The 19,650-nt window shown below is 71.0% G+C and carries 23 protein-coding genes; 17 read left to right on the forward strand and 6 right to left on the reverse strand.

Going from position 1 to position 19,650, the window contains the following annotated elements:
- Window positions 1-102: 102 nt before the first annotated feature.
- Both AW271_RS15165 and AW271_RS15170 read left to right on the forward strand, forming a co-directional pair.
- Entirely contained in the window at window positions 103-660 is a 558-nt protein-coding gene (locus AW271_RS15165) for a hypothetical protein (protein WP_062337205.1), read from the forward strand.
- A gap of 64 nt (window positions 661-724) precedes the next feature.
- A complete protein-coding gene (locus tag AW271_RS15170; RefSeq protein WP_062337207.1) occupies window positions 725-1,672 on the forward strand; it encodes a hypothetical protein in 948 nt (315 codons plus the stop codon).
- 4 nt (window positions 1,673-1,676) lie between these two features.
- Here the strand turns inward: AW271_RS15170 and AW271_RS15175 are convergent, their stop codons facing one another.
- The 4 genes from AW271_RS15175 to AW271_RS15190 all read right to left on the reverse strand — a co-directional run bounded on the left by AW271_RS15175 (window position 1,677) and on the right by AW271_RS15190 (window position 7,376).
- The gene (locus AW271_RS15175) at window positions 1,677-3,050 is read right to left on the reverse strand and encodes a CATRA conflict system CASPASE/TPR repeat-associated protein (RefSeq protein ID WP_062337209.1); all 1,374 of its coding nucleotides are present in this window, start codon (window positions 3,048-3,050) and stop codon (window positions 1,677-1,679) included.
- A 21-nt stretch (window positions 3,051-3,071) separates the two neighbouring features.
- On the reverse strand, window positions 3,072-4,100 hold the full coding sequence (locus tag AW271_RS15180; RefSeq protein ID WP_062337211.1) for a COG1470 family protein: 1,029 nt from the start codon (window positions 4,098-4,100) through the stop codon (window positions 3,072-3,074).
- Between the two features lie 61 nt (window positions 4,101-4,161).
- Window positions 4,162-6,105, reverse strand: a complete 1,944-nt coding sequence (locus AW271_RS15185; protein WP_062337213.1) for a purple acid phosphatase family protein — start codon at window positions 6,103-6,105, stop codon at window positions 4,162-4,164.
- An 89-nt stretch (window positions 6,106-6,194) separates the two neighbouring features.
- Window positions 6,195-7,376, reverse strand: a complete 1,182-nt coding sequence (locus AW271_RS15190; RefSeq protein ID WP_062337216.1) for a HupE/UreJ family protein — start codon at window positions 7,374-7,376, stop codon at window positions 6,195-6,197.
- Between the two features lie 161 nt (window positions 7,377-7,537).
- Between AW271_RS15190 and AW271_RS15195 the strand changes: the two genes are divergently transcribed.
- The 11 genes from AW271_RS15195 to AW271_RS15245 all read left to right on the forward strand — a co-directional run bounded on the left by AW271_RS15195 (window position 7,538) and on the right by AW271_RS15245 (window position 15,819).
- Window positions 7,538-8,176 carry a type 1 periplasmic-binding domain-containing protein gene (locus AW271_RS15195; RefSeq protein ID WP_174553094.1) on the forward strand — a complete coding sequence of 213 codons (639 nt, stop codon included), beginning with the start codon at window positions 7,538-7,540 and terminating at the stop codon, window positions 8,174-8,176.
- Window positions 8,177-8,268: 92 nt separating this feature from the next.
- Window positions 8,269-8,967 carry a hypothetical protein gene (locus AW271_RS15200; protein ID WP_062337220.1) on the forward strand — a complete coding sequence of 233 codons (699 nt, stop codon included), beginning with the start codon at window positions 8,269-8,271 and terminating at the stop codon, window positions 8,965-8,967.
- Window positions 8,946-9,218: a hypothetical protein gene (locus tag AW271_RS15205; protein ID WP_062337222.1), complete on the forward strand. Its 273-nt coding sequence runs from the start codon at window positions 8,946-8,948 to the stop codon at window positions 9,216-9,218. The genes AW271_RS15200 and AW271_RS15205 overlap by 22 nt, the downstream gene beginning before the upstream one ends.
- Complete coding sequence (locus AW271_RS15210) at window positions 9,215-9,826, forward strand: ubiquitin-conjugating enzyme family protein (protein ID WP_062337224.1); 612 nt, start codon at window positions 9,215-9,217, stop codon at window positions 9,824-9,826. Before AW271_RS15205 ends, AW271_RS15210 begins: the two co-directional genes overlap by 4 nt.
- 6 nt (window positions 9,827-9,832) lie before the next feature.
- Window positions 9,833-10,756 carry a M67 family metallopeptidase gene (locus AW271_RS15215; RefSeq protein ID WP_062337226.1) on the forward strand — a complete coding sequence of 308 codons (924 nt, stop codon included), beginning with the start codon at window positions 9,833-9,835 and terminating at the stop codon, window positions 10,754-10,756.
- A 4-nt stretch (window positions 10,757-10,760) separates the two neighbouring features.
- Window positions 10,761-11,009 (forward strand): hypothetical protein, encoded by a 249-nt coding sequence (locus tag AW271_RS15220; protein ID WP_062337228.1) that lies wholly within the window; start codon window positions 10,761-10,763, stop codon window positions 11,007-11,009.
- Window positions 11,006-12,184 carry a HesA/MoeB/ThiF family protein gene (locus AW271_RS15225; protein WP_062337230.1) on the forward strand — a complete coding sequence of 393 codons (1,179 nt, stop codon included), beginning with the start codon at window positions 11,006-11,008 and terminating at the stop codon, window positions 12,182-12,184. The genes AW271_RS15220 and AW271_RS15225 overlap by 4 nt, the downstream gene beginning before the upstream one ends.
- A gap of 178 nt (window positions 12,185-12,362) precedes the next feature.
- Entirely contained in the window at window positions 12,363-13,523 is a 1,161-nt protein-coding gene (locus AW271_RS15230) for a family 2 encapsulin nanocompartment cargo protein terpene cyclase (protein WP_062337233.1), read from the forward strand.
- A gap of 9 nt (window positions 13,524-13,532) precedes the next feature.
- Window positions 13,533-14,378, forward strand: a complete 846-nt coding sequence (locus AW271_RS15235) for a geranyl diphosphate 2-C-methyltransferase (RefSeq protein ID WP_062337235.1) — start codon at window positions 13,533-13,535, stop codon at window positions 14,376-14,378.
- A gap of 54 nt (window positions 14,379-14,432) precedes the next feature.
- Window positions 14,433-15,479, forward strand: a complete 1,047-nt coding sequence (locus AW271_RS15240) for a hypothetical protein (RefSeq protein WP_062337237.1) — start codon at window positions 14,433-14,435, stop codon at window positions 15,477-15,479.
- 31 nt (window positions 15,480-15,510) lie between these two features.
- Window positions 15,511-15,819: a hypothetical protein gene (locus tag AW271_RS15245; protein ID WP_062337240.1), complete on the forward strand. Its 309-nt coding sequence runs from the start codon at window positions 15,511-15,513 to the stop codon at window positions 15,817-15,819.
- A 78-nt stretch (window positions 15,820-15,897) separates the two neighbouring features.
- Here the strand turns inward: AW271_RS15245 and AW271_RS15250 are convergent, their stop codons facing one another.
- Both AW271_RS15250 and ribB read right to left on the reverse strand, forming a co-directional pair.
- The gene (locus AW271_RS15250) at window positions 15,898-16,539 is read right to left on the reverse strand and encodes an HAD family hydrolase (protein WP_062337242.1); all 642 of its coding nucleotides are present in this window, start codon (window positions 16,537-16,539) and stop codon (window positions 15,898-15,900) included.
- A 1-nt stretch (window position 16,540) separates the two neighbouring features.
- On the reverse strand, window positions 16,541-17,170 hold the full coding sequence (gene ribB, locus AW271_RS15255) for a 3,4-dihydroxy-2-butanone-4-phosphate synthase (protein WP_062337244.1): 630 nt from the start codon (window positions 17,168-17,170) through the stop codon (window positions 16,541-16,543).
- 200 nt (window positions 17,171-17,370) lie between these two features.
- On the opposite strand from ribB, the gene AW271_RS15260 reads away from it, so the two are divergent.
- The 4 genes from AW271_RS15260 to AW271_RS15275 all read left to right on the forward strand — a co-directional run bounded on the left by AW271_RS15260 (window position 17,371) and on the right by AW271_RS15275 (window position 19,559).
- Window positions 17,371-17,697 (forward strand): thiocillin family RiPP, encoded by a 327-nt coding sequence (locus AW271_RS15260; RefSeq protein WP_062337246.1) that lies wholly within the window; start codon window positions 17,371-17,373, stop codon window positions 17,695-17,697.
- Window positions 17,698-17,938: 241 nt separating this feature from the next.
- Entirely contained in the window at window positions 17,939-18,253 is a 315-nt protein-coding gene (locus tag AW271_RS15265) for a thiocillin family RiPP (RefSeq protein WP_062337248.1), read from the forward strand.
- Window positions 18,254-18,360: 107 nt separating this feature from the next.
- A complete protein-coding gene (locus AW271_RS15270; protein WP_157554175.1) occupies window positions 18,361-19,113 on the forward strand; it encodes a hypothetical protein in 753 nt (250 codons plus the stop codon).
- 158 nt (window positions 19,114-19,271) lie between these two features.
- Window positions 19,272-19,559, forward strand: coding sequence for a hypothetical protein (locus AW271_RS15275; RefSeq protein WP_062337252.1), 288 nt, complete (start codon window positions 19,272-19,274; stop codon window positions 19,557-19,559).
- Window positions 19,560-19,650 lie beyond the last annotated feature (91 nt).

The raw sequence follows: 19,650 nt of genomic DNA on the forward strand, positions 1-19,650 counted from the left end.
TTGTGCGCGCGGGGCACCCGCCTGTTTTCAAGGCAGATTCACTAGCGCGAGCCACGGCCGGCCTCCGGCCGACCGCGACTCGCTTTGAAGGGACCCCCACGAATGAACAAGGCACTGAGGTACGCCCTGGCCGTCGTGCTGGCCGGTCTCGGCCTGCTGCTCGGCGCGCAGCAGGCCATGGCCGCGGCGGACGGCCCGATCAAGCTCGAGGTCGCCGGCGACGGCGGCCGTAACGTGAACGTCCTGGCGACCTGGAAGAAGGACGGCTCGCCCGTCACCGAGGTCCTGACCGCGACCCTGTTCGCGGAGAGCGCCGACGGGAGCCGCACGTTCGGCCCGGTGCCGCTGATGTCGGCCCCCGAGGGCCAGAACCTCTACAACCCGTCCGAGCTGCTGCCGGACGGCGAGTGGAAGGTCACCGTGAAGGCCACCAAGCCGAGCAAGGCGCAGGCCTCCGTCAAGGTGACCTCGGGCGAGGTCGCCAACGTGCCCACGACCCAACCGCTGACGACGGCCAAGATGGCCGAGCGCGCGGTGGCGGCCGAGGAGAGCTCCTCGGAACTGCCGCTGCTCCAGATCGGCATCATCGGCGGCGCGGTCGTCGCCGCGGTCGTGGTGTTCTTCGTGCTGGTCCGGAGCCGGCGCGCACCGGTGCGGTAGAACCGGGCGCAGATCGGCAAGTTCTCGGCGGAACCTCCGGAATGTGATGCTTCGTCTTCCAGGCATGGGGCGTTACTCCGGAGGTCACGTCGTCGCCGTCGGCGTGACCGTCATGACGCTGTGCCTCGGCGGCGCGATCCTCGCGCTCGACCACCTGATCGCCCGGGAACCCGCCTATTTCGGGATCTCCGGGACGGTCTCCCGCATCGACCAGGACACCGACCAGATCGACGTGGCCTACCGCGACGGACAGGGCGCGCAGCGGTCCGTCCGCTTCGCCGTCCGCGACCCGGCGCTGTTCAAGCCCGGCGACCGCTTCGGCCTGCTCCTCCTCACCCCGGCCGGCACGATCTATCCGGAAGAGGTGTACGGCCAGTATGTGAGCGGCCACCCCAGCCCTCCGGCACTCGAGATCGCCCCGCGAGAGGTCCGGAGCGTCCTGCTCCCCGTCGCGATCTTCCTGCTGGCCTGCTGGACGGTCCGCGCCTACTTCACCGCCTCGGCCACCGACGCGCCGGTGATCCGCGCCCGGGCCCGGAACCGGACCCCGATCGGCGACGTGGCCGCCGGGATGGAGAACCGGCTGCTCAGCCGGCACCTGGTGGAACTCAACACCTGGGACACCGGGCACCCCGAGACGCTGCTCCAGCCCGTCTTGTGGAGCCCTGACCTGGAACGGCTGGTCGACGGCACCATCGTGCGCATCCGTCTCGGCCGCGGTCCGCTGCGCCGGGCCGTCATCGACCTCCCCGACGGCGGCCGGTTGTGGCCGGCGGGCCGCGCCCGGCGCGTGCACGAGGGAGAACGGGTCTCGGCCGTGCCCCCGGAGTCCACGTGGCCGTCGTTGCTGCTCGCCGTGGTGAGCCTGGGCTCCGGCGCCGTGCTGGCCTTCGTCCTCAAGGGCGCCTTCGGCGCGATGGCGCTCCCGGTGGGGCTCGCCGTGGGCGTCGGCCTCGGCGCGCACCTGTGGGCCTGGTCGGGCGGTTTCGCCGGCCGCCCTCCCGATCACTAGCGCGTCACGGCAGGTGGTGGCCGACGCCCCGCCGGTAGGACTCCTGGTCGCCGAAGTCGCCGGCCGTCAGCCACTCGCCGCCCGACAGGTCGACGGGGCAACCCGCCAGCTTGAGCCGGTGCGCCAGCCGGGTCCGGAACAGCACGTCGTCGGCGACGGCCACCACGTCGCGGCCGTCGATGCCGCTGATCGGCCGCATCGCGCCGAACGTCAGCACGACCAGGTTCTTCGGCCGCAGCGCGAACGCCATGCCGAGCTCGACGAGCACGTTGGGCCGCGCCTGGGACACCTCGCGTTCGGGCCCGAAGTCGGGGTGCAGGCGGACCAGGTCGTCGGGCGTCATCAGCACCACGATCGCCTGGACGTACGGCAGCGCCTCCAGCAACACGGCGCCCGTCCGGGCGACCAGTGTCTCCCCCTCCAGCGGACGCAGGTCGAGCGCCCGCAGCAGCGTGAAGACGGCGTCGCGGGCCTGGAGGTCGCGGCCGTGCACGACGAACACGTCGCGGCCCCGCACCTCGGGCACGACGACGGCCGGGTCGATCGCGTCGTGCAGGTAACGCGCGTCGTCGTCGAGCCGTTCGGTCAGCGATCGGGCCAGGTCGGCGTCGTCGGCGAACGGGCCGCCCTGGAGCAGCAGCGGCGGCAGGTCGACCGACCGGAGCATGTTGCCGACGGCCGTCTCCACGGTGTGCCGCATCCGGCGGACGTCGGCGATGCGCCGCCCGGCGTCGAAGGTGCCGGGGATCGGCCGGCCGCCGCCCTCGCGGAGCCAGACGCCGAGCTCGTAGCGCATCTTGGCGGCGTGCAGGAGATAGCGGGCCAGCGGCGGGATCTCGTGCACGCCCCGGCCCCGGACGAAGGCGTCGGCGATCGGGGCGTCCTCGAAGGCGATGAGGAACCGGCGGGTCCGGCGGTAGTCGACATCTCCGCCGCGTTCCCAGACGGCCAGCCCGTCGGCGGTCGTCACCGGCCCGAGCCAGTGGGGCTCCGACTGGACGCCGCCGCCGTGGGCCAGGAAGAGCCGGGCCTCGCCGAGGAAGTCGCGGTGCGCGACCACCGCCGACCAGGTGGCGTCCCAGCTCTGCCAGTCGCCGCCGGTCAGCCCGAGCGACAACACCAGCACGTCGTGGTGGACCCGCACGATCGCCTGGCAGTCGCCGCGCCCCGCGCCGGCGAGCGCGGCCTCGGCCCCGGGCGGGTAGCCCCGCGACGCGGGCACCTCGACGGGCAGGTCGAGGATCTTCTCGGTGAGGCCGAACGCCTTGCGGCACTCGGCCCACAGTTGGCGGAAGGCGGGGGCGCCTTCGAGGGTGGCGTACAGATGGACCACGAACTGCTGTTCGAGGGGCACCCGCCGGCGGGCGAAGTCGGTCACAGTCTTTCGATCGGCGTGGGGCTACCCGGCGTTTCGCAGGGCCGCCTCGACCGCCTCCCGCACGCGGGCGTCCTCGCGCTCCCTGCGCCGCGTCTTCCGCCCGCGCATCAGCACGAACCAGCCGGCCACGATCGCGATCAGCGCGATCAGGAGGGCGAGCTGCGTCCACGGCAGCGCCCACGCGTCGGCGGTGGCCCGCACCGGGTCGAGCGAGGTGGTCGCGCCGGAGGCGTCGGTCAGCAGCGGCATCACGACCGTCGTCGCGGCCAGCCGGAACGCCGGCGCCACGCTCTTCACCGGGACCGACACCTGCCAGCTCTCGCCGGGCAGCAGTTCCGGCGAGCCCGCGATGTCGCCCGCGTCGGAGGACAACCAGCCGAACGGGCCGGCCACCGACATGGTCTGCTTGGCCGACAGGACCGCGTTGCCGGTGTTGTGGAGCGTGTAGCTGATGGTCGCGTCGCCCGCGCCGAACGGGTTGAAGGTGCCGGAGTAGCGCATCTTCACGTTCTCGACGGTCAGAGTGGGCTTGAGCGCGCCGCTGACGCGCAGCTTGACGCGGATGCCGAGCCGCCGGTCGACGTTGATGCCCTCGGCGGTGGACGCCTGGGTCAACGAGGTCAGGATGCCGCCCACGTAGTCGCCGGGCGGGGCGTTGCTGGGCACGTTCACCGAGAACGGCACCTTGGCCGACGCGCCGGGGGCGATCGTGACGGAGGCGCGGCCGGCGTGCACCCACGCGCCGACGCCGATCGACTTCTGGCCCTTGGCCAGCAGGTCGAGCCGGCCGGTGTCGGTGGTGTAGCCGTCGGCGGCGTACACGGTCAGGGTCAGCGGGGCCGTGCCGCGGTTGGCGACGAGCAGGCCGTCGTCCAGGCGGGCGCCGGGGTTGATCGAGTACGTGTAGCTGGAGCGGTCGGCGCCGAAGGCGTTGGCGTCGGTCCGGACCGTCCAGGCGACGTCGCCGTCGTCGGCGAGCGCGGGGGCGGCCGGCAGCACGATGATCGCGCAGGCGGAGAACAGGGCCAGGGCGGTACGGAACAGGCGCATCTCGAATCCTCGGACGAAAAGACGGGGTGAGCGCCCACCGGCGCCCACCCCGCGACTGCGACTAGCTGGACAACGCGGTGATGGTCAGGGTGGCGCGGTAGCCACCGTTCTCCACGTCGCCGGGGATCTTCAGGGTCAGGTCGGCGCCGAGCTTGGCGACGCCCTTCGGGTGACCCTGGTCGGCCGAGCCGAGGCCGCGCGACTTCGCGAGGCCCTGGCCGTTGTCGTCGAACCCGGAGACGACCGGGTTGCCGGCGCGGGCGCCGGCGCCCGCCTCGACGACCTTCGGAGCCCAGCCCAGGTAGGAGCCGGCGAAGGTCTTGGCGCCGTCGCTGAAGTCGCTGACGCTGGCCGAGATCGACCAGGGGGCCTGCGAGCGGCGGTTGTCGGAGACGACGATCGGGTTGATCGAACCGGCGGCCTCGAAGTGGTCGCCGTTCTTCTCCTCGGCGGTGCCGAGGTCGACCAGGCCGTTGTAGCCGTCGATGGTCCAGCCGAACTCACCCGGGGCGGCGTTCGGCACGTCGACCGAGAGGGCCTGGCCCTCGCCGTTGTAGGGGTGCACGGTGACCTTGTCGACGGTGGAGCCGACCGGCTTGGCGGCCGGGTCGTTGTCGCAGGACACGCCCTTCTCGACGGCCGCGTTCGGGGCCGCGCAGGTGCCGCTGCGGAGGTTCTCCACGACGAGCTTGTCCTTGCGGACGCCGACCTTGACGTAGGTCCGGACGTGCTCCTGGTTCTGCACGGAGTTGTACCAGTACGTCGAGGGGTTCAGCGGGTCGGGGCCGTTGCCGGCGCCCGAGCTGGGCTGGTCGGTCTTCGGCGCGGAGATGTCGTAGTACTTCGACCCGGAAGCGGAGTTCGAGGTGATGTACAGCACTCCGCCGGGGCCGGCCGTGACGTCGGCCGCGCCGGGCTGCTCGTCGGGGTTGGCCTTCTCGCTGTTCTTGATCAGGTACGACCGCGAGTAGCTGTGGTCGTGACCCTGCAGCACCAGGTCCACGCCGAGGCTGGAGAATGCGGTCGGGAAGTCGACCCGCCGCACCTTGGCGTCTCCGTCCTGGGCGTGCGCGGCCGGCGAGTAGATCGCGTGGTGGAAGACGAGCACCTTCCACTTCGCCTCGTTGCCGTGCTGGTTGATGACGTCGGTCACGTACTTCACGTGGGCCGCGTCACCGCCGCCGCCCTGGGAGGTGGCGTAGCTGTTGCTGTTGATGTCGATGAACAGGACGTCCTTGTAGACGAACCAGTAGTTCCCGCCGGACGTGTTCGACGCGGGGTTGCCGTTGCCGTAGAGCGGGCCCGAGCGGTCCGTGTTGGGCACGGTGAAGTGCTGCTCGTACGCCTTGCTGCCGACGTCGTGGTTGCCGATGGTGGCCACCCACGGGTACTGGCGCAGACCGTCGGGCGCGAGGAACGCGTCCCACTGGGTCTCGGTGCCGGCGGTCTCGACCTGGTCGCCGCCCGAGACGAGGAGCTCGGCGTCGGGGTTGGCGGCGGTCGCGACGTTCACGGTGTCGACCCAGCCGGCCTGGTCCTTGGCGACGTCGCCGGAGGAGCCGATCTGCGGGTCGCCGAAGAACAGGAAGTCGTAGTCGCCCTCGAAACTCTGCGTCTTGAACGCGTAGACGGGCGACCAGTTGTCGTCGGTGCCCACCCGGTACGAGTAGGCGGTCGACTCCCGCAGGTTGGTGATGGTGGCGTGCCGGTTGAACTTGCCACCCGAAATGTTCGCCCCGCCGACGGCGTCGAAGGTGGCGGGGTTGGCCGGGAACTCGCCGTTGACGACCTGCTCGGTCGGCACGACCTGCACCTTCTGCGCAGTGTCGGCCGAGGAGTACCAGGTCACGGTCCGCTGGGCCTGGTCGGCGCCGACGCCCAGCACGATGCCGGTGAGCGTGGCGGCGTCCGCGGCGGCCGCGGGCACCGTGGCGCTGCTCAGGGCCACAGCCAGGCCCAGGAGCGCCGCGGTGGCGCCAGTGGCCACTCGTGTCACTAATGTCATTGCTTGTTCCTTATGTCGCAAAATGTTGCACAAGCGGCAAGAATGGTGCCGCTGTCCGGTTAACCGATCATTACGGCTGACTTGCGGGGTTATGGACTGTTCCAGAAGGTCCGCTCGACGAACCAGATCAGGCCCATGACCGCCACGCCCGCCGCGACCAGCCCCGTCGTCCAGCGCTCGGCCACCGGCGACCGGCGGCGCAGCAGGGCGAGCGCGGGGAAGATCAGCACGATGAGGCCCAGCTGAACGGCCTCGATGCCGACGTTGAAGACCAGCAGCGACCAGAGCAGCGTCCACGACCACGCCTCCTGGATGCCGAGCGCGCCGGCGAACCCGAGCCCGTGCACCAGCCCGAACAGGAACACCACGGCGAGTCGGGTGGCCCCGGAACGATCCAGGCGGTCGCCGAGCACGGCCGGACGCCGGAGCTGCCACAGGTGCCAGGCCGCGACGACGGCGATCGACAGGGCGATGACCGGCTCGACCAGGCTCGCCGGAACCGACACGAGCCCGAGGGCGGCCAGCAGGAACGTCACCGAGTGGGCCAGCGTGAAGCTGGTCGCGACCAGCACGACCTCGCGCAGCCGCCGCGACCCGGCGATCAGGGCCAGCAGGAACAGCACGTGGTCGAGGCCGAACAGCAGATGCTCGGCGCCCAGCAGGAAGAACTCCGCGAACCGCGCGTACCAGGGCAGCGCCGTCGAGAACGACGGGTTGGCCGCGTCGAGGGCCGCGCTGCCGGAGATGCCGCCGAGCTCGTAGGTGACGATCGTCTTGGTGTCCTTGACGAAAGTCTCCGCGTCGGGGAACAGGGTGCTGCGCACCTCGTGCTCGCCCGCCTCGGGGCAGGCCCAGTCGAGCAGCAGGGCCGCGTACGGCACCCCCTCGCGCCCGCCGATCGAGAAGCCGCCCGACCTGGCCGGTGCGCAGGGCGCGCCCTCGGCGGTGACCGCGAAGCGTTTGGTCACGTAGGCGACGGCGGTGTCGGCGAACCGGTCGAGCGCCGCGGCCTGGGCCGCCCCGTCGTGCGATTCGAAGGCGGCGGTGCCGTCCTGGAACAGGGCGTCGTTCCGCTCCGCGTCGGCGGCGGAGACGACGAAGAGGTCGTACTCGAGCTCCAGCTTGGTGCGGATGTGGCCGGCCTCCCCGGCGGTGACGTCGACGTAGACGGTCGAGGTGAACCCGTGGGCGGCGGCCGGAGCGACGCAGCTCAGCAGGGTGAGGGCCGCCGCGACGAGCCCGAGGGCGATCCGGCGGACGGGATGGGACATGGGACTCCTAACGTGACGAGAGAGCACATTCCTCGCCATGTGTGAACAGGAGTCGAACGGATCGCTAAATAACCGCAGAACCACCCTGACAACTACAAAACGGAAAAACGGGATAGCAGGATGTACGCGCACCACCCGTACCACCCCGGAGGACGATCGTCTTGCTCCGCATCGCCGCCCTGGCGGCCGTACTGCTGCTGCTGACCGGATGCGGCGCAGACTGGTCCGAACCCCACCCCGCGCCCAGCGCGATCGGCGCGCTGGGCCCGGGGTTCTTCTCCGCGCACCCCCGCCCCGAGGCGACCATCACCCCGTCGCCCGGCTCGTGGGACGCCGTCCGCCCCTCCGACGGCTACCGCGTCGTCCTGGTCGCCTCCGGCTCCGACGCCCCCACGAAGAACCTGGTCGCGGCCGTCGAGGACTGGGCCGGCGAGGTGGACGCCGACCTGCGGACCGTCGAGATCACCCATCCGCACGACCTGGTCCCCGGCCTCACCCGGGCGCTCGACCTGAAGCCCGACCTCATCGTCAGCGCGGGCAACGACCTCATCGACCCGATGGCCCTGGTGACCGCGAGCCACCTGTCGCAGCAGTTCCTCGTCATCGGCGCCGAACTCGCCGAGCCCACCCACAACGTGACCTCGGTCGACTGGCCGGGGGCCTCGTTCCGCGGGGAGGGGCTGGGGGCGTCGTCGACGTACGACCCGGGGTCGTTCACCCCGGAGAGGTGCGCGTCGGCGATCAGGGCGGGCGTGGCGGCCGTGCTCAACGGGCTGACGGGAATCGTCGTCTGGCTCTGAATCACATGGGGGGTTAACTCCCTGTCGGCCGAATCGGCGCCGGAAATAATCTCTGGTTCTGTCAGCGATTCAGCCGATTAACGGGAGGAAGCATGGAGTTCGTCCTCGGCCTTCTCCAGGCGATGATCCTCATCGGCGTCGAAGAACTACGGAACCGCTATTTCGCGGACACCTCCGAGCCCATCGACCTTTCCACCGGCCCGGTGCACGGTGAGCTGCACGCCACATTCGTGGCGGCCAGGGAACAACGGCCGTTGATGGTGATGGTCGGCCTCGTCCGCGGGGACTCGTGGCGGTTCAGCGTGCCGATGAAATACGGCGACCGGCTGCGGCTGCGGCTGGAAAGAGGCGTTTACCAGGTCACCGCTCTGTTCTTCGCGGAGGCGCCCGAGAACAGGGCGCTCACGCTGGTGGCCATCGCCCGCCACGAGATCAGGATCCTCTCCGACGGGCCGGAGAAGTTCGTGGTCAGAGGGCAGGCGGTCGACGACGCGGAGCGGGCCGAGATCGAGAGCGCGGTGCGATCCCCGGCGGAACCCGCCCGCCTGCCCGTGGTGACGGCGCGCGCCTCGTTCGCGCCGTCGATCGAAATCCTGAGCGCGCCGATCTGCGATTTCCGAGCGGAATCCGGAGAACGTTGCGCCGTGCCCGTTCAGGAATCGCGAACCAATGGCCGGAGATGCCCCCGTCACGCCGACGGAGACGCCGAATTCGGCATCATCGCCTGGGCCGGACACCACCCGTCCGACAATCTCTCATTGGAAGAACGATGGACGACAAGATCCTGGTGAACCTCATCCACCCGACGGATGCGACGCAGATCCTCTCGGTGAAGGTGCCCCGCGGTTCCACGACCACGTGGCTCGTCGCCCAGATGATCGACGCGGGATTCATTCCGCCGCCCGGCCAGTCGGGTCAGTACAAACTCATGGACACCCGGTCGTCCCTCCAGATGAACGACGGCCAGACCCTCGGCGCCGCCGGCGTCGTCGACGGCGGGAACATCCGGGTGATGCACTCGACGAGCGGGGCGGCGTCATGAAGCCCGCCGAACTGGTCGAGCGCAGGCGCTTCGACCACCGGGTCGTCTCCGGCATGAGCGGCGACCTGTTCGACTTCGCGGCCTACCGCACCTCCGCCGACCTCCAGGCGTCCCGTGATCCGGTCGTCACGACCGAGGACGCCGGGGAGGCCAGCAAGTACCGCATGACCCTGCGGGTGCCCACCCTCATCGCCGCCGGGGAGTTCCGCGCCGAGACCGTCTTCGGGGTCGACCTCGACGTCCGCGACTACCCGCTCGCCGAGCCGCTCACCTGGGTCATCTCCGACCCCGTGCCGTGGTCGCCGCACTTCCAGAAGGGCAGCCCGATCTGCATCGGGGCGGAGTTCTGGACCGCGCGCAAAGGGCACGTGACCCTCGGCGACCTGGTCGTCCACGTCGCCCGGCTGCTCAACTGGGACGAGAAGGGCCGAGGCGGCGGCTACGTCGGCTGGAACGGCGAGGCGATCAAGTACCACGCCGCCCACTACCGGGGCCGGCCGCTGAACCCCGGCCTCCGCTACCCGGCGCTGCCCGCCTGGTTGCTGGGGGCCCCGGCCGAGCCGGCCCCGGCGTTCGAGATCGTCGAGCGCCGCCGGCTGGATCGGTAGGGCGCCATGGCCGGGAACGACTTCGAGATAGTGGCGCACCGCGTCGACGCGCCCTTCCGCCCCCGCACCGCCTACGCGGGCCACCTCCGCTTCACGGTCGACCGGCACTTCAGCGTGTACGTCGCCCCCGCGGTCGCCGCCCGCCTGCGCCGCCTCGCGCGGGAGGCCGCGCCCCTGGAGACCGGAGGGCTGCTCGCCGGCCGGGCCTTCCGGGACGACCACGGCTCCTACCTGCTCGTGACCGCGATGGCCGCGGCGCCGCCGGTCGCGGGTGGTCACAGCACCTTCCACCTCACCCCCGAGGGCACCGAGAACCTGCGGGCCGACCTCGCCGCCCACGACCCCAACGCCGACGTGACGGGCTGGTGGCACTCCCACCTGGCCCCGAGTTCGTACAGCTCCGTCGACCGCGCCAACCAGTCGATGTGGGCCAACCCCGCCCACGTCGGCCTGCTGGTCTTCGCCCAGGGTTCGCCCTGGGCCGCCCTGTACGTCGGCCCCGGCTCCCGGGGCGCCTTCCACTCCGAACCCTCCGACGTCGTGCACGACCCGGCCCCGCCGTCGCCCCCGCCCCCGCTCCCGCCTCCGCCTCCGCCGAAGCGGCGCCACCCCCTCCTCGTGGCCGCCTGCGCCGTCGGCGCGCTGGTGCTGATCGTGGAACTGCTGCACGTCCTGGCGGCCCTGCGCGGCGGCGATCCGCCCCCGCACGTGGCCTGGCGGTGCGTCGTCGACGGCGGCGGGACGTCCGCCACGTGCGCCGCCGACCTCGGGGCGCTGACCCGGCCCGAGTGGTTCGTGCGGGGCGGGAAGCCGGTCACGGCCCACGAGATCACGTTCCCGCTCCTCCCCGGCCCGAACGTGGTCCGGTTGCGGGTCGGCGGCGAGCGCGGCGACTACGACGTCGGCCAGACCGAACTGATCGGACGGTAGGCCGATGGAGCTCCTCATCATCGCCGTCGTCGTCGCGATCGTCGTCGGCCTCATGGCCGGCGGCGGCCGCCTCCGACGCAGACGAGACGCCGCGGACCCCGAGTTCGACATCGTCGCCTGGCACGGGCGGGGGCGGCCCTCGGGCGACGGCTTCGCCAACGCCACCACGTGGGTCAAACGCGACGCGATCTGCCACCTGACCGGCCGTACGGCCGCCGACTGCGCCTGCGACCGGCACCGGGCGATCACATGACCGCCGACGCGCTCCATTCGCGATCACGCCTGGCGGGCTACGACCCCGCCCGGCTCGCCCGGGCCCGGGTCCTGGTGGTCGGCCTGGGCGCGCTGGGCCAGAACATCGTCCAGACGCTCGCGCTGAGCGGCGTGGGCCGGTTCGTGCTCGTCGACTTCGACGAGTTCGAGGACCACAACGCCACCCGCTCGCCCTTCTTCCCCGACGCCGAAGAACGGGCGCGCCTCGGCGGGCGCAAGGCCGCCTGCGTCGCCCACCGGGTGGCCGCGATCAGCACCGCCGCCGCCCCGGAACCGCTCTACGGCGAGACCACGGTGCAGCTGGCCGGCGACGGCTGCGTGCGCTGGGCCGACGTCGTCGTCTCCGCCGTCGACGGCATCGGCGCGCGGGCGTGGCTGGCCGAACGGGCGCGGCTGCACGGCCGGCCGATGGTCGAAGGCGGGTTCTCCGGCCCGGAGTACAACTACTCCGTGTTCTCCGGCGCGGCCGGGGCCAACTGCTACCGCTGCTTCAACCCCGTCACGTTCTCGTCGATGTCGTGCCGCGAGTACGCCCGCGAGGCGGCCCGGCAGCAGATCGTGCCGGCGATCCAGGCCACCGCCGCCGTCCTGGCCGGGATGATGGCCGAGCAGGTGATGAACGTCCTGCACGGCGACCACGGCGCCGACGGCCTGCGCTTCTACGGCGACATCCGGCGCGCCACCTTCGACCGGGTCACCCTGGCGGTCAACCCCGACTGCCCGGGGGAGCACGACCCCCTGCCGGTCCGGCGGGCCCCGGCCGGGTCGGCGCGGCCGCGTACGGTGGCCGACCTGCTGGAGATCGTCCGGCGGGAGACCCCCGACGGCTGGATCACCCCGTCGGAGCCGCTCGTCCGGACCGCCTTCTGCACCCGGTGCGGTGTGGTCTGCCGGGTCAGGGCGGTGGAGTCGTCGTGGGCGCGGGTGCCGCGTTGTTCAGACTGCGGCGGTCCGTGGCCCCCGGCGCCGGCCCTTCATCCCGGGCTGACCCTGATGATCCCGATCGCCGGGGCGCCCGATCCCGACGTGGCGGCCACCGAACTGGCCGATCTCGGCATCCTCCCCGGCGGGCACGCCGTCGTGGTGCCGACCGAGGGTGAGCGCCACCTCCTGGAGTTGCCCGGCGACCCATTGAGCACGTTCTCGCGCGCTTAATGGTTTATATCGTGATATGGCGGGCGCATGGAATGACCATTGCGTGACCGTGGGGTGGCCTTTAGTATTGGCGGCGAGACGGGGGATCGCTTTTCTTTTCGGGGGCCTCATTGCGCATTCTCTTGCCTATGGAAGACGTGCCGAATAGTGAATTCGGCGAATTCCAGGAGGGGGCTTGATGCCTGAGACGGGCGAAACTCCATTGAGCCGGTTGCCGGGCCCCACCGGGCTCGGCACCTCCGCGCTCCGGGTCCCCGCCGCCGACCCGCCCGAGATCCCGGCGATCGTCGACGGCCACCAGCCGCCCACGCCCGTGCTCGATCCGACCCTCGTCGTCCGGCGCGGCGTGACCCCGCTGGCCTACGGGCCGCGCGACTGGGGCGACGGCAGCTATCCGCCGCTCTACGTCCCCGAGACGGTGCGGGTGAACGACGCCCTCGGCGACGAGGTCAACCGCCGCCTGGTCGCCTGGGCCGAGAGCGTCGGCCTCCACGAGGGACGCATCGACACCTTCCGCGACACCGGCTTCGGCCGCCTGGCCGCCCTGGCCCACGCCGACACCGACGAACCCGACCTGATCCTCATCGCCGCCCAGATGAACGCCGCCTGGTGGGCCGCCGACGACTACTACGCCGACGAGACCGACCTGGGGGCCACCCCGACCGAGCTGCCGCCCCGATTGGCCCTGGTCACCTCGGCGATGGACCCGCCGCCTCCGGCCGGCGCCTACACCGTCCAGCTCGAAGAGGCGATCGCCGCCGACCCGGTGCTGCGGGCGCTGCGGTCGGCCACGGCCCACCTGAACCGCCACGCCACCCCGTCGCAGGTGATGCGGGCGTGCAACATCACCTCGCAGATGTTCGTGAGCTGGACCGCCTACGCCGCCTGGCGCTACTTCGAGGCGCCACCCCCGGTGTGGCGCTACCTGGCCGCCCGCCAGCACGACAGCTTCTACACGTCGATGGTGCTCATCGACGTCGTGGGCGAATACCAGCTCCCCGCAGACCTCTTCGCCGACCGGCGGTTCCACACGGCGCTCATGCAGGCCGGCACCGCCAGCGTCCTCGTCAACGACCTCTACTCGGCGGAGAAGGAGGCCGCCGACGAACTGCCCGACTCCAACGTGGTGCTGCTCATCGCCGCCGAGGAGAAATGCTCCATCCGCGAGGCCACCGAACGGACCGTTGCCCTCCACAACGACTTCGTCCGGGGTTTCGAAGCCAGCCAGAAATCATTGGCCGCCGTTCCCTCCACGGAACTCCAGCGTTTCCTGCGCGGCGCCCAGGCATGGATGGCCGGCTGTCTCGAATGGCACGGATCCAGCGACAGGTACAGATAGCGAAAGGAAATTCGTTCGGTGACCATCACCCAAAGCGATTACCAGCGCTCCGTGGCTGATTATTGGAACACCGAGAAGAACCCAGTGAATCTCCGCCTGGGTGAGGTCGACGGCATCTACCACCACCACTACGGCATCGGCGACGTCGACTGGTCGGTCTTGGAGGGACCGAGGGAGACCCGCGACGAGCGCATGACGAGGGAGCTCCACCGCCTGGAGTCGGCCCAGTCCGACTTCCTGCTGAGCCACCTCGGCGACATCAAGCCCCACCACCGGCTGCTCGACGCGGGTTCGGGCCGCGGCGGCTCGTCGCTGGTCGCCAATCTCCGGTTCGGCTCCCACGTCGACGGCATCTCCATCTCCGAGTCGCAGGTCGACTTCGCCAACGAACAGGCGAAACTGCGCGGCGTCGACGACCGGGTGCGCTTCCACCTGCGCAACATGCTCGACACCGGCTTCGAGACGGGCGCCTACCAGGCGATCTGGAACAACGAGAGCACCATGTACGTCGAACTCGCCCTCCTGTTCAAGGAGCACTCGCGCCTGCTGGCGCGCGGCGGGCGCTACGTCACGATCACCGGCTGCTACAACGACGCCTACGGCCTGCCGTCGAAGGCGATCAGCCAGATCAACGCCCACTACATCTGCGACATCCATCCGCGCAGCCAGTACTTCCGGGAGATGGCCAACAACCGGCTGGTGCCGGTGAGCGTCGTCGACCTGACGGCGGCCACCATCCCCTACTGGGAGCTGCGGGCCAAGTCCCACCTGGTGACGGGGATCGAGGAGGCGTTCCTGAACGCGTACAAGAACGGCAGTTTCCAATACCTGCTGATCGCCGCCGACCGCGTCTGACCTGAGGCGCCGAGGGCTCCGGATCCCCCTGCCGGAGCCCTTAGTGTTGCCCGGATGAACTCCTGGCGCGAGGCCCGCCGTCACCTCAACGCGAACCGGCACGCCCTGGCCCGGCGGGCCGACCTGCTCTATCCCGATCTGCCCCGGGTGGGCTCCACCCACCTGCTGACCCGCCCCGCCTGGGCGCTGCCCGAGCCGCTCGACCTGCACGAGGTCGTGTTGCGCTGGACCGACGAGACGCCGCCGGTGCCGACACCGGACGGGATGACCTACGCCGAGGCGATGATCGCCCACGACCCGCCGAAGTTGTTCGAGAACCGCACCTGCTACCGCCTCCTCGACGTGACCTGGCCCGAGCTGACCTTCACGCGCGGCATGTACTTCGACGCCGTCAACGTGGGCGAGGCCGTCGGCCACGAGTTCGCCGCCGCCGACCTCGCCGCGGGCGACGACCTGCCCCTTCGTGGGCGGGTGCCCGATCCGACCGATCTGCGGGCCCGGCCGGCCCATCCGGCGATCTCGATGCTGACCCTGCGGCACGACCGCGAGAGCGGCGAGCTCACCTTCGTGCTCCACTGGCGCGACCCCGCGCTGGTCGCCCACGGAGGAGGGTTGTTCCAGGTCATGCCGGTCGGGGTGTTCCAGCCGTCGGAGGAGAGCCCGCAGGCGGAGCGGGCCGACTTCGACCTGTGGAAGTGTGTGGTCCGCGAGTACGCCGAGGAGTTCCTCGGGCGCTCCGAGCACTACGGCCCGGCGTTCGACTACGAGACCTGGCCGCTCTACCGGCGGCTGACCGACGCCCGCGAGAGCGGCGACCTGCGGTCGCTGGTGCTCGGCGTCGGCGTCGACCCGCTCACCTTCGCCACCGACCTGCTCGCCGTCACCGTCGTCGAGGCGCGCACCTTCGACGCCGTCTTCGGCGCGATGACCGGCGCGAACGACGAGGGCCACGCGACGGTGGGGGTCCCGTTCGACGCCGGGTCGGTCGATCGGCACGTCACCCGCGAGCCCATGCAGGCGGCTGGCGCGGCCGTGCTCCAACTCGCCTGGGAACAACTCTTGCGCGATCCCATCACAATGTTACGTTCATCGCGTCAGTAGTTTTCGGCAGCACGCCAAGAAGGGAACAACGTTGCTGCGTAAGCGCATCGCCGCCGTGACGGGAGCGGTCGCGGCCGCCGCCGCCGTCCCGCTCATCCTGTTCGCCGGGCCGGCCCAGGCGAACCCGACCACCCCCTACATGTGCCCGTGGTCGATCGTCGACGCCACCGGCACCGCCCGCTACATCCACTCCTGGGTGCAGGGCTACGGCCAGATCATCTGCCACTACAACGCCACCGCGACCATCAGCTGCCGCTGGAACGCCTACAACGGCGACCAGTGGTGGGGCTGGACCAACCCGTCGTTCTGCCCGCCCCGCGCCATCCCGACCACGCCCTGACATCCGCACCTGAGTGACGCTCCCGGACCGAGAGCGTCCCCGCCGGTTGGCCGGCGGCCGGTCCGGGCCTCCTGGACGTCACGGCACGACGGTGAAGGAGAGCAGCGAGAGCGCCTCCCGGGCGTTGCACGCCACGTGAGCGGCCAGCGCCGCGACGTCGGCCGGCAGCGGGTCGCCGTGGCGGGGGATCGCCAGCACCGTCAGCCCGGCGGCGTGCGCCGAACGGATGCCGTGGGGCGAGTCCTCGACCGCCAGGCAGTCGGCGGCGTCGAGGCCGAGTTCCTGCACCGCCAGCAGGTAGGGGTCGGGCGCGGGTTTGGGGCGGTCGACGTCCTCGCCGCACACGACCACCTGGAACCGGCAGGCCAGTCCGACGTGGACGAGCACCTTCTCGACGAACCGGCGCGGGCTGGCCGAGACGAGCGCCAGCGGGCCGAAGCGGGCCGCCTCCTCCGTCAGTTCGGCCGCTCCCGGCAGCAGGTCGATGGTCTCGATCGTGTCGAGCATGTTCGCGAGGCAGCCGTCGAGCACCCGCTGGACGGGCAGCCCGCCGCAGAGGCCGGAGACGTAGGCCGTCCAGCCGCCGTTGCCGTGCAGGGCCGCCGAGTCGGCCGCCGACCAGGCGTGACCGTGATCGGCGGTGAAGGCGGCGCAGGCCGCCGACCAGGCGCGGCCGCTGTCGATGAGGGTGTCGTCGAGGTCGAAGACGGTCGCGCCCATGTCAGATCGCGGCCAGCTGGGGGATGGACACGAGCGTCAGCCCGTGGATGTCGGCGAAGGCCCGCAACTGGGGCAGCCGGGCCACCGACCCGTCGTCGTTGCAGACCTCGCTGAGCACGCCCACCGGCGACAACCCGGCCAGGCGCAGTAGGTCGACCGCGGCCTCGGTGTGCCCGCGCTGTTCGGCGATGCCCCCGGGACGGGCCCGCAGCGGGAACACGTGCCCCGGACGCACGAGCTGGTCGGGCCGGGTGGCGGGGTCGGCCAGCAGCCGCAACGTGCGGGCGCGGTCGGCCGCGGAGATGCCCGACTCGATGCCCTCCCTGGCGTCGGCCGAGACCGTGTAGGCCGTCTGCTCCGGATCCTCGCCGGCCGCCACCATCGGGGGCAACTGGAGCCGCTCGGCCACCTCGGGCGCCATCGGCGCGCAGATCAGCCCGCTGGTCCAGCGGACGAAGAACGCGACGGCCTCGGCGGTCGCGAACTCGGCGGCCAGCACCAGGTCGCCCTCGTTCTCACGGGAGACGTCGTCGGCGACGACGACCGGACGCCCAGCACGGAGATCGGCCACGGCCGCGCCGACCTCGTCGAGCCGGACGCGCAGCGCAGGCGAATGATCACTCAGAGTCACGACACGGAAGCTAGCACGCCGTGAGTGTCATGGCTTGCACATGACGCTTGTCACGTATCGCTGGTGTTAATCAGTTCTGGTGACGACGGTCGAACATGGCGAATCTGGACACGTGACGAAATGGCAGCGAGTAGTCCAGATACCCGCTGCCGAACCCCGCCGGAAACCGGTTATGCGCCGAGGCAGAAGGAGTTCCCCCAATGGCCGAAAGCATTTACGTTCTTGGTGACGAAGACCGTCAGAAGTTCGCCCGCCTGATCGCCGCCGCATGGTCGGACGAAGACGTCAAGACCCGTTTCGAGGCCGAGCCCCGCACGGTGCTCGCCGAGTACGGCGTCGTGATTCCCGAGGGCATCCCGACCCCGCCGCTGCCCGCCCGCCCCGAGGGCGAGTTCAGCGTCGAGGAGCTGGAGATGGCGGCCGGCGCGCAGGCCGAGGGCACCGCCGGCACCGCGGGCACGCTGGGCACCATCGGCGGCTGCTTCGGCACCGCCGGGACCTACGGCTCGGCCGCCGCCGCCATGTAGTCACGCCTGCCTGATCTGCCCCGGGGGCGCGGTTTCCGCCGCGCCTCCGGGGCATTTCGCATTTCGTGTCATCGATTCCATATGACGGTCATCACATCGGTCCGGTGTTAATCGTTTCTGGCGGCGGTGGCGTTTCCTTGCGAATCTGAGAAAGACAGAAGCGCAGCGAGCAGTCCAGATGCCCGCTGCCACTCCCGTCGAATCTCGGCCGCGTGCCGAGGCGAATAAGGAGAGTGCCCCGATGGCCGAAAGCATCTACATTCTCGGTGACGAGGACCGCGCGAAGTTCGCCCGCCTGATCGCCGCCGCGTGGGCGGACGAGGACGTCAAGGCCCGCTTCGACCAGGAGCCCCGCGAACTGCTCGCCGAGTACGGCGTCGTGATCCCCGAGGGCGTGCCCACGCCGCTGCTGCCCGCGCGTCCCGAGGGCGAGTTCAGCGTCGAGGACCTGCAGGTGGCGGCCGGCGCCCAGGTCGAGGGCTGCGTCGGCACCGCCGGCACGCTCGGCACCATCGGCGGCTGCGCCGGCACCGCAGGCACCTACGGCTGCGCCTGACCCCGTCGAGGTGAACCGTCCCGGCGGCGTGGATCCCGCCTGCGCGCCCCGGGACGTTCACCGGCCGCCCCGTTGCCTAAGCGGCACCGGGGGGTCATGATCCGTTTGTGAGCAGACCGGGAGAGTCCGGGCAGCGGACGTCCGTTCGCGCACCCCTCGAGGTGCGGGTCGGGCGGGCCGCCATTGTCGCGTTCGCGCTGTTCCTCATCAGCCAGACCTTCGCCCACTACATCCAGAACGACCCCGGCAGGGCCGGGCCCGCCGTGATCCTGGGCGCCGCCGTGGTCGCCCTCTACGCCTGGGCCGCCATGGGCGCCCGGGGCCGGAGACGCTGGTGGATCGCCGGGGCGATGTCCGTGCTGGTCTACGCGCCGCTGCCGCTGCTGGGCGAGTGGTGGGCCATCTCGGGCGTCTTCCTCGCCGCGACGGCGCTGGGTTTCCTGTCGCGGAGGTGGGCGCTGCCCGCGTTCGTGCTGGTGCTCGTCGTGGAGCTGCTCAAGTCGCTGGCCCTCGGCGACACCATGGCGATGGCCATGTCGTGGATTCTGCTCGTCGCGGTGGCGTCGTTCCTGCTCGCGGCGCTCACCCGGTTCGCCGAGACGGCGCGGGTGCTCTACGAGACCCGGGCCGAACTCGCCGCCGCCGAGGTGGCCGCGCAGCGGGTGCGGGCCATGGGCGAGCTGGAGGGCATTCTCGGCAGCCGGCTCGACACCATCGCCCGGCAGGGCGTCGCGGTGCTCGGCAACGCCGACGGCGACGCCGAGACGGTCCGCGGGCAGTTGCGCGGCATGCTCGACGTGGCGCTGGAGGCCCAGCGCGAGATGCGCGAGTTCGCGCACCGGGGTCAGCACCTCACGTAACGCGCCCCATCCATGATGAATATCACTTGATGTCCGTGATGGTCGTTTCTGGTTCGTGCCCAGGCCGATGACAAAACTGATGGCACAGGCGGTCCCCTTCCCCACCTCCGGAGGACGTGCGAAACGCCCGACCCGGAGCCGCCGAATGAGGTGACTTCATGCCGGAAGACTCGACCCTGCCCCCCGAACTCCGCACCCGGTTCGCCCGGTTCTCCGCTCTCGCCTGGTCAGACGAGACGCTCAGGGAGGACTTCGAACAGGACCCCCGCGCCGCGCTCGCCGCGGCGGGCATCGACTGGCCGGGCGACCTGCCGGTGCCGCCGCTGCCCGCACGGCCCGAGAACGCCATCGACCTGGAGAGCCTGGAGGCGTCGGCCGGCGCCGCACTCAGCACGATCGGCACCGTGAGCTGCCCCACCGGGTGTTTCTCCCGTCAGAACAGCTGATCACGTCTGTCATCCGGCGCCGGGTGGTGGGCAGTCCAGATGCCCACCACCCCGCCGTCGAAGCATCTCATACCACGCTGCGGGGAGACCT

It is taken from the genome of Herbidospora sakaeratensis (assembly GCF_001570525.1).
In the GTDB taxonomy this organism is placed as follows: domain Bacteria; phylum Actinomycetota; class Actinomycetes; order Streptosporangiales; family Streptosporangiaceae; genus Herbidospora; species Herbidospora sakaeratensis.